This is a genomic window from Collinsella sp. AM41-2BH, from assembly GCF_003468085.1.
In the GTDB taxonomy this organism is placed as follows: domain Bacteria; phylum Actinomycetota; class Coriobacteriia; order Coriobacteriales; family Coriobacteriaceae; genus Collinsella.
Map to the genome: position 1 here is coordinate 31,614 of NZ_QSGH01000019.1, position 8,269 is coordinate 39,882.

Annotated in this window: 6 protein-coding genes; all 6 read right to left on the reverse strand. The window is 59.6% G+C overall.

From position 1 onward, the window contains the following. Positions 1-87 precede the first annotated feature (87 nt). The 6 genes from xerD to argF all read right to left on the reverse strand — a co-directional run bounded on the left by xerD (position 88) and on the right by argF (position 8,124). Entirely contained in the window at positions 88-1,029 is a 942-nt protein-coding gene (xerD, locus tag DW899_RS08945; RefSeq protein WP_117800736.1) for a site-specific tyrosine recombinase XerD, read from the reverse strand. Between the two features lie 2 nt (positions 1,030-1,031). Continuing rightward, on the reverse strand, positions 1,032-2,693 hold the full coding sequence (locus DW899_RS08950; RefSeq protein ID WP_117800738.1) for a CTP synthase: 1,662 nt from the start codon (positions 2,691-2,693) through the stop codon (positions 1,032-1,034). A 178-nt stretch (positions 2,694-2,871) separates the two neighbouring features. Then, positions 2,872-3,210, reverse strand: coding sequence for a hypothetical protein (locus DW899_RS08955; RefSeq protein ID WP_040358312.1), 339 nt, complete (start codon positions 3,208-3,210; stop codon positions 2,872-2,874). A gap of 256 nt (positions 3,211-3,466) precedes the next feature. Continuing rightward, on the reverse strand, positions 3,467-4,948 hold the full coding sequence (locus tag DW899_RS08960) for a DUF1846 domain-containing protein (protein WP_006234276.1): 1,482 nt from the start codon (positions 4,946-4,948) through the stop codon (positions 3,467-3,469). 554 nt (positions 4,949-5,502) lie between these two features. Next, positions 5,503-6,990, reverse strand: a complete 1,488-nt coding sequence (locus DW899_RS08965) for a YfcC family protein (RefSeq protein ID WP_369831459.1) — start codon at positions 6,988-6,990, stop codon at positions 5,503-5,505. A 138-nt stretch (positions 6,991-7,128) separates the two neighbouring features. Continuing rightward, a complete protein-coding gene (gene argF, locus DW899_RS08970) occupies positions 7,129-8,124 on the reverse strand; it encodes an ornithine carbamoyltransferase (RefSeq protein WP_117584234.1) in 996 nt (331 codons plus the stop codon). Between the last annotated feature and the right edge of the window lie 145 nt (positions 8,125-8,269).

Consider the following 8,269-nt stretch of genomic DNA (forward strand, 5'->3'; position numbering starts at 1 on the left):
CCAGATTGCCCATGCGCGCGCAAAAGCACGCCGCGGCAATCTGGGGCCCGTCCCCAAATACCTATAGATATGCAGGCCGGCGATGTGTTAACGATGTGCCAGCGGGTGCGCCGCCAGATAGACCTCGGTCAGTTGCGTACGATCGACATGCGTGTAGACCTGCGTGGTCGATATATCGGCATGTCCCAAGATCTCCTGTAGCACACGGAGGTCTGCACCGCCCGCAAGCATATGGGTGGCAAAGGAGTGACGCAGCGTATGGGGATGGAGTCCCACCAGCCCCACCTGGCGCCCGTAGCGCTCACAGATGGCATGGATGCCCTGGCGCGACAGACGGCGGCCGTTCTTATTTAAAAAGACCGCCAAGGTCTCCGTCCCGTGAGCATGGGCGGCCAAGCGAGAACGCCCCTTAGTTATATAGCGCGTCAGAGCTCGCGCCGCGCTTCCCACCAACGGGGACAGGCGTTCCTTTGAGCCCTTACCGCGAACGAGCACAAAGCCATCGTCGATATGGATATCGCCCACATCGAGCCCCACCAACTCGCTCACACGCAAGCCGCATCCGTAGAGCACTTCCAAGATGGCATGGTCGCGCAAGCCCATCTCGCCCTCGGGGAAGTCTTGATCGAGCAGCGCCGAGACATCCTCCACCGATAGATACTCCGGCAAACGCTCAGCCTTTTTAGGCAGGCGCAACGCCGCCGTTGGATTTTGGGCCACAATCCCATCGCGCACCAAAAAGGCATGCAGGCCCTTCACGGCCGCAAGCGCACGCTCCACCGAGGCATCGGAATAGCCCCCATCGCGACGGTCGGCGACAAAGCCCTCCACGACCTGACGAGTCACCTCATCAAAAGACATGATGCCCGCCCGCTCCAGATACGCGCAGTACGTCGTCAGGTCACGACGATAGGCCGCAATCGTGTTGCGCGCCAAACCCCGCTCGACCGCGAGGTAATCGAGATACTCCCCCGCCGCCACGGCGAGCGACGAGGGAGTAGCTTCGGTATGTTCTTTGTTCGCCGGCACCCTTAGTCCGTAGCGAGGTTCATGGGCGTCACCTGCAGGCGATCGACACCCTCGTGCTGACCGATCGAGGCACGCACGAACTCTCGGAACAGCGGCTGCGGGTTGGTCGGACGGCTCTTGAACTCGGGGTGGGCCTGGGTTGCCACATACCAAGGATGCACGTCGCGCGGCAGCTCGACCATCTCGACCAGGCGCTCGTCGGGCGACAGACCCGAGATAACCAAACCGGCGTCCTCAAGCTGGTCGCGGAAGGCGTTGTTAAACTCAAAGCGGTGACGGTGACGCTCGTAGACGAGATCCTCGCCATATGCCTCGCGAGCGAGGGTATCGGCGGCGAGCTTGCACGGATAGGCGCCCAGACGCATGGTGCCGCCCTTCTCGGTGACATCCTCCTGCGAGCTCATCAGATCGATGACGCTAAACGGACCGTCCGGGTCGAACTCGGAGGAGCTGGCGCCGGCAAGGCCGACGACGTTGCGGGCGAACTCGCACACGGCCACCTGCATACCCAGGCAAATGCCCAGATACGGAATCTTGTGCTCGCGGGCAAACTCGGCCGCGAGGATCTTGCCCTCCAGGGCGCGCTTGCCAAAGCCGCCGGGGACCAGGATGCCCGAGGCGTCGCCCAGAACTTCGGAGACATTCTGCTCGTCGAGGCTCTCGCCGTCGACCAGCTGGACGTCCACATGGCGATCGTAGAAGACGCCCGCATGGTGCAGGGCCTCGATAACCGACAGGTACGCATCGGGCAGCTGCGTGTACTTGCCAACGACGGCGATCTTCACCTTGTCGGCGTGATGGTTGGCGTGATTCTGTTTGCGCAGGAACTCGTTCCACTCGCTCATGTCGCGCTCACGCGGGTCCAGACCCAGACGCTCGCAAATGCGCAGGTCAAAGTCCTGCTCGGCAAGCAGCTGCGGAACATCGTAAATACTCGCGCAGTCCTCGTTGGTAAAGACGCAATCGGTGTCGACGTCGCAGAAGCTTGCGATCTTTCCGCGGATAGCGTCATCGATATGGTGGTCGGAGCGCAACACGATAATATCGGGCTGGATGCCAAAGCTGCGGAGCTCCTTGACGGAATGCTGCGTGGGCTTGGTCTTGACCTCGTGGGCGGCGACGATATAGGGAACGAGCGACACGTGGATGTAGCAGACGTTCTCGGGGCCGGCCTCCTTGCGGTACTGACGAATGGCCTCGACAAACGGTTGGGACTCGATGTCGCCGATCGTGCCGCCCAGCTCGGTGATGACTACATCGGAGCCGGTCTGCTCCTCGATGCGGCGGAACTTATCCTTAATGGCATTGGTGACGTGAGGAATCACCTGCACGGTACCGCCCAAAAAGTCGCCGCGACGCTCGCGGGCGATTAGGCTTTTGTAGATGGCACCGGTCGTAAAGTTGGAATCGCGGGTCAGGTTCTCATCAATAAAGCGCTCGTAATGACCCAGGTCCAGGTCGGACTCGTAACCATCCTCGGTTACAAAGACCTCACCATGCTGGAACGGGCTCATGGTACCGGGGTCGACGTTCAGATACGGGTCGGCCTTCTGCATCGTTACTTTGTAGCCACGCGACTTGAGCAGACGGCCCAGCGAGGCCGCGGTGATACCCTTGCCCAGGGACGAAACCACGCCACCGGTTACGAACACATGCTTGGTCATATTGAGTTACCTGCGCTTCCCGTAGAAGTTGTTTATCCACATCTTACGGGTCTTCATTGTAATACTCGCGCCGCGGACCGTCCGCAATTTTTCTCGCGTGCGATTGCATTTCTCAATCTTGAAACAAAACGCCGCCCGGTTTCCCAGGCGGCGTCACTATGGCAAGGGTTACATGCTGCTATCGATCAGCAACCTCGTCCTCAAGCATTTCTTGAACGAGCATGCCGGTACGGACGCCCTCAAGATACCACTCACCACGTTCGGTGAGGCAAATGCCATTTGCAAGCTGACCGCCGTCGTCGCTATAACGCGAGACGACATCAATCATACCTTCGGAATCCAAGCGATCGATTGCGGCGCGGGCACGATACGGCGAAACCCCCACGCGCTCGGCAAGCGTTTTGCGCGAGAAACCATACGGCCCGCCATTGTCTTCGGTTTGCTGGTCGATCTCCATCAACACCAGCACCTCGACACGCTTCATATCGTTGACACTCGCACGACCCTTGCCCGCCATAGCAGCCTCCTCAAACCGAGCACGAGCATCTAACGCGCCGTGCGCGACCGACACACCTCACGATGGCAGGTAATATCCATCATGCGGCATCCCGCTAAGGATGAAACAGTTACGGTTATTGTATACCGCTCAAATTGTTTCTAGGCAGGTAAACAGCTATTTTTCGCCGAAATAGACGCTTTATTGATCAAAAAGCCGTACCGGGCGCTAACCCGATACGGCCAAAATGCAATGCAATTACCGCGGTGCTTCAAACTTAGCGATGGAAGAAACCGCGGCGCTCAAACTTGGGCTCGCAGCACACGTTGATGCCCAACTTGCGCAGTACCGTCTCGTCCGTCGGCGAGATAATCACGCTAAAGAAGGCATCGCAACCGCGCAGCTGCTCCAGGCCCGAAAGGACGCGAGCGGCCGTCTCACTCGTGGCCGAGGTGATCGACAGCGCCATAAGCGTCTCGTCGGTGTGGAGGCGCGGGTTTTTGCTGCCCAGGAAATGCGTCTTGAGCTTGCTGATGGGCTCGATCGCCTCATCGCTAATGACCTCGAGCTCAAGGTCGACGCCCGAGACATGCTTGAGGGCGTTCATAATGAGCGAACTTGCGGCGCCCAGGCGCGTGGAGGTCTTACCGGTCACCACGGAGCCATCGGGCATGACCATGGCACCCACGGGACCACCCGTCAGCTGCTCCCTGGTGAGGGCCGCCGAGCGCGCCGGTGAGTAGTTCTTATCGATGCCGGCTTTCTTCATAATAATCTTGAGACGGTCGACTTGCTCATCGCCCACGCCGGTACGGCGCACATTTTCGACCGCGGTAAAGTAGCGGCGGACGATCTCCATCTTGGAAGCGTCGCGGCAGGCATCGTCATCGGTGATGGCAAAACCGACCATATTGACGCCCATGTCCGTAGGGCTCTGGTAGGGGCTCTTGCCCAGGATCTTTTCCATCAGGGCACGGACTACCGGGAAGGCCTCGACGTCGCGGTTGTAGTTGACCGTGGTCTTGTTGTAGGCCTCCAGGTGGAAGGAGTCGATGATGTTGGCGTCATCGAGGTCTGCCGTGGCGGCCTCGTAGGCAATATTGACCGGATGCGTAAGGGGCAGATTCCAAACCGGGAAGGTCTCGAATTTGGCATAGCCGGCGGCCGTGCCATGCTTGTGCTCGTGATAGAGCTGAGACAGGCAAGTGGCGAGCTTGCCCGAGCCAGGGCCGGGCGCCGTCACGACAACGAGCGGTCGGGTGGTCTCGACAAACTCGTTCTTGCCATAGCCGTCGTCGGACACGATCAGATCGACATCGTGCGGATACCCCTCGATGGGATAGTGCAGCTTGGCGGGAATACCGAGCGCGTTCAGGCGGTTGCGGAACACATCGGCAGCGGGCTGTCCAGCGTACTGGGTGATGACCACGGCCGCGACAGCAAAGCCGTTGCCGCGGAACAGGTCAACCAGGCGCAGCACATCCTCGTCATAGGTAATGCCAAGGTCACCACGAGCCTTGTTTTTCTCGATGTGGTTCGCGTTGATCGCGATGATAACCTCGACATCGTCGGCGATGCTTTTGAGCATGCGGAACTTGCTGTCCGGCTCAAAACCCGGTAGCACGCGGCTGGCATGATAGTCATCGAACAGCTTGCCGCCAAACTCCAAATACAGCTTGCCGCCAAACTGCGAGATGCGCTCCTTAATGTGAGCAGCCTGCAGCTCGATATACTTCGCGTTGTCGAAACCCTGGCGCATATATGGCTCCCGTCCCGTTTCCATTTATGTTCTAGGCGATTATAACGGAGCCCGCCCTCCCCGATAACCAGACCATCAACAGGCACCAACCAAACACGCCCACCGCAACCGCCGGGGACCCGGGGTAGCTAATTTAGGGCAGGGAACAAGTCACTCCGCACAAACAATGGAAACGTCACAGGCAGAGCCGAAGCCAGCGAACAGGCGCCAGAGCGAGCAAGCTACCCCCTGCACCAACAATGGAAAGCGCCGCAGGCAGAGGACGGACAGCGAGCGACGTCCAGAACGTACAAGTTGGCATGAAAAAGGCAAGGCATAGACCTTTTGGTCATGCCTTGCCTTTTGAATGACAAATTGTCGTCCTGGGCGGCGCGCAGCGTCGACCGGTTCCGGCGTTTGGTAAAACGCCGGAACGCAAGTCGCCCCCTCCCGCGCACGGAACGGGAGGAGGCTAAAGGTAGGAGTCTACCGGTGGGGTTACCCCACCGGACAGACGATGACCAGGTGATCCTTTACAGGATCGTCATGGTTTCCGTGGGGTACCCAAGGGGTACTTAGAGCATCACGCAAGCGACGGTCAGGATGATGGCGCAGACGACGGAGAGAGCGACGATGAGCTTAAGAGCAAACTTGAGCCAGGTCGTCCACTCGATCTTGGCCAGAGCAAGACCGCCCATGATGGCGCCGGAGGTCGGGGTGAACAGGTTCACGACACCGATGGCGGCGGAGAAGATCATGACCATGACCTCGGGCGAGAAGCCGAGCTTAACAGCCAGCGGTCCCATGATGGGCATGGAGACAGTAGCCATACCGGAGGTCGAGGGGATCAGGAAGGACAGGCCGAAGTAGACCAGGAAGCTCATGGGAGCGAAGATCACGCCGGACAGGCCAGCCAGAGCATTGGCGGCAGCGTCGAGGACGTAGACGTCGAGGCCGGTGCTAGCCATGAGGACGGAGATACCACGGGCGAGGGCGATGACGAGGACAACGGACATCATGTCGGCAGCGCCGGTGATGAAGGTGTTGACGATCTGCTTCTCGGACAGGCCGCCGATAATACCGATCAGGACAGCCATGAGGAAGAACCAGGTGGAAGCCTCGTCGAAGTACCACTGACCAATGGGCAGGCCGGTGATCAGGGCAGACCAGCCCTGAACGATGGCGTTACCGTCGGCGTCATAGACAGCGCCAGCATCGAAGAAGTTGGCGACGCCCTCGTTAAGGTCGGCCAGCGGGATGAAGCCGACGATCATGACGACGAAGGTGAAGGCAAAGGCGATCAGAACACCCTTCTGACGACCGGTGAGCTTGACCTCCTTGTGAACCTCGGAAGCAGCCTTGCCGTGAGCCTCTTCGGCGTCCTTGAGCTCCTGCATCGAAAGGATGGTGGAACCCTTGTCAGCCTTGACCTTCTTGGCATAGCTCATGACGAAGAGGATGGACATAACAGTGGTAACAATCCACAGGACGGCACCGAGGCCGATGATGATGGACTGGTTGACCTCAATGCCAACGCCAGTCAGAGCGTCAACGGCAGCACCGACGGCAAACGGGTTAACCGTGGAGCCGAGGCAGCCGCAGCCAGCGCCGAGCAGGACGGTGGCAGCGCCGACCATGGGGTCGAAGCCAGCAGCCATCATGGTGGCGGCGAGCAGGGCGTAGAAGGGAACGGTCTCCTCGCACATACCATAGGTGGTACCACCGAGGGAGAAGATGAACATCAGCACGGGAATGAGCATGATCTCATTGCCCTTAAGCTTCTGCACCAGAACAGCAATGCCGTTGTCCAGGGCGCCGGTCTCGGTCATCATGCCGAGGAAGCCGCCGAGGATCATAACGAAGAGGCAGACGGGCAGAGCGTCAGCGAAGCCCTTGACCGGGGCGGTGCAGAAATCGCTCAAGCGGGCAGCGGTAACCGCGCCACCGGACGTACCGGAGACGATAACGGTAACAACCGCGACGATTGCCAGCAGAGCAAGAAGAATGGTGAACGATGAAGGCATACCGCGCTTTTTCTTAGCGGTCTCAGTCATAGTTCTCATCCCCCCTTCATAAATCATTTACTGATCTCGCCCGAAGCGGCTCTTCCGTGCCGTGCATGTCGCTCGGTGCGAGATTTTTACCAGACAAAAGCGCTCGGGGTGCGCAGCAATGCACCCCGAGCGAGATGCTAGATGCTCTTACTTGAGCGTAGCGTACATGACAGCCTTGATGGTGTGCATGCGGTTCTCGGCCTCGTCGAAGACCTTGGAAGCGGGGCTCTCGAAGACCTCGTCGGTGACCTCCTGCTCGGTGATGCCGAACTGCTCGCACTTCTCGGCGCCAATCGTGGTGTTGGTGTCGTGGAAGCTGGGCAGGCAGTGCAGGAAGATGGCACCCGGGTTGGCCATAGCCATGACCTCGGAGGTAACGCGATACGGAGTGAGCTGAGCGATGCGCTCGGCCCAGACCTCGTCGGGCTCGCCCATGGAGACCCACACGTCGGTGTAGAGAACGTCGGCACCGGTGACGCCGTCCTTGACGTCGGTGGTCAGCTTGATGGTGCAGCCGTTAGCCTCAGCGATGGGCTTGCAGGCCTCGATGACGTCGTCAGCGGGCATGCACTCCTCGGGGCCGCAGGCCACGAAGTTCATGCCGAGCTTGGAGCAGACGACCATGAGGGAGCGAGCGACGTTGTTCTTGCAGTCGCCCATGAAGACGAGGGTCTTGCCCTTGATGTCGTAGTTGAAGTTCTCCTGGACGGTCAGGATGTCGGCGAGCATCTGGGTGGGGTGCCACTCGGTGGTCAGGCCATTCCATACGGGCACGCCAGACTTAGCAGCGAGCTCCTCGACGTCGTCCTGGGCAAAGCCACGGAACTCGATGCCGTCATACATGCGGCCGAGAACGCGGGCGGTGTCCTCGATGGACTCCTTCTTGCCCATCTGGGACGAACCGGGATCGAGGTAGGTGACGCCCATGCCAAGATCCATGCCGCCGACCTCGAAGGCGCAGCGGGTACGAGTGGAGGTCTTCTGGAAGAGCAGAACGATGTTCTTGCCCTCGAGATAGCGGTGAGGAACGCCGGCGCGCTTCATGTCCTTGAAGTTCTTGGAGAGCTTGAGCAGGTACTCGATCTCCTCGGTGGTGAGGTCGAGGAGCTTGAGGAAGCTACGGCCGGAGAGGTTAACACCCATGGTTCAAATCCTTTCGAAAAAATGAATTACGTAAATAGTAGCGGTGCCCGTTTGACGGGCGAAACCGGTGCGGTTGTAGGGGGACCGCACCGGAAACGGAAAGACTTAGAGGTCCTCGCGCCAGAAGGGCATGCTCATGCAGCGC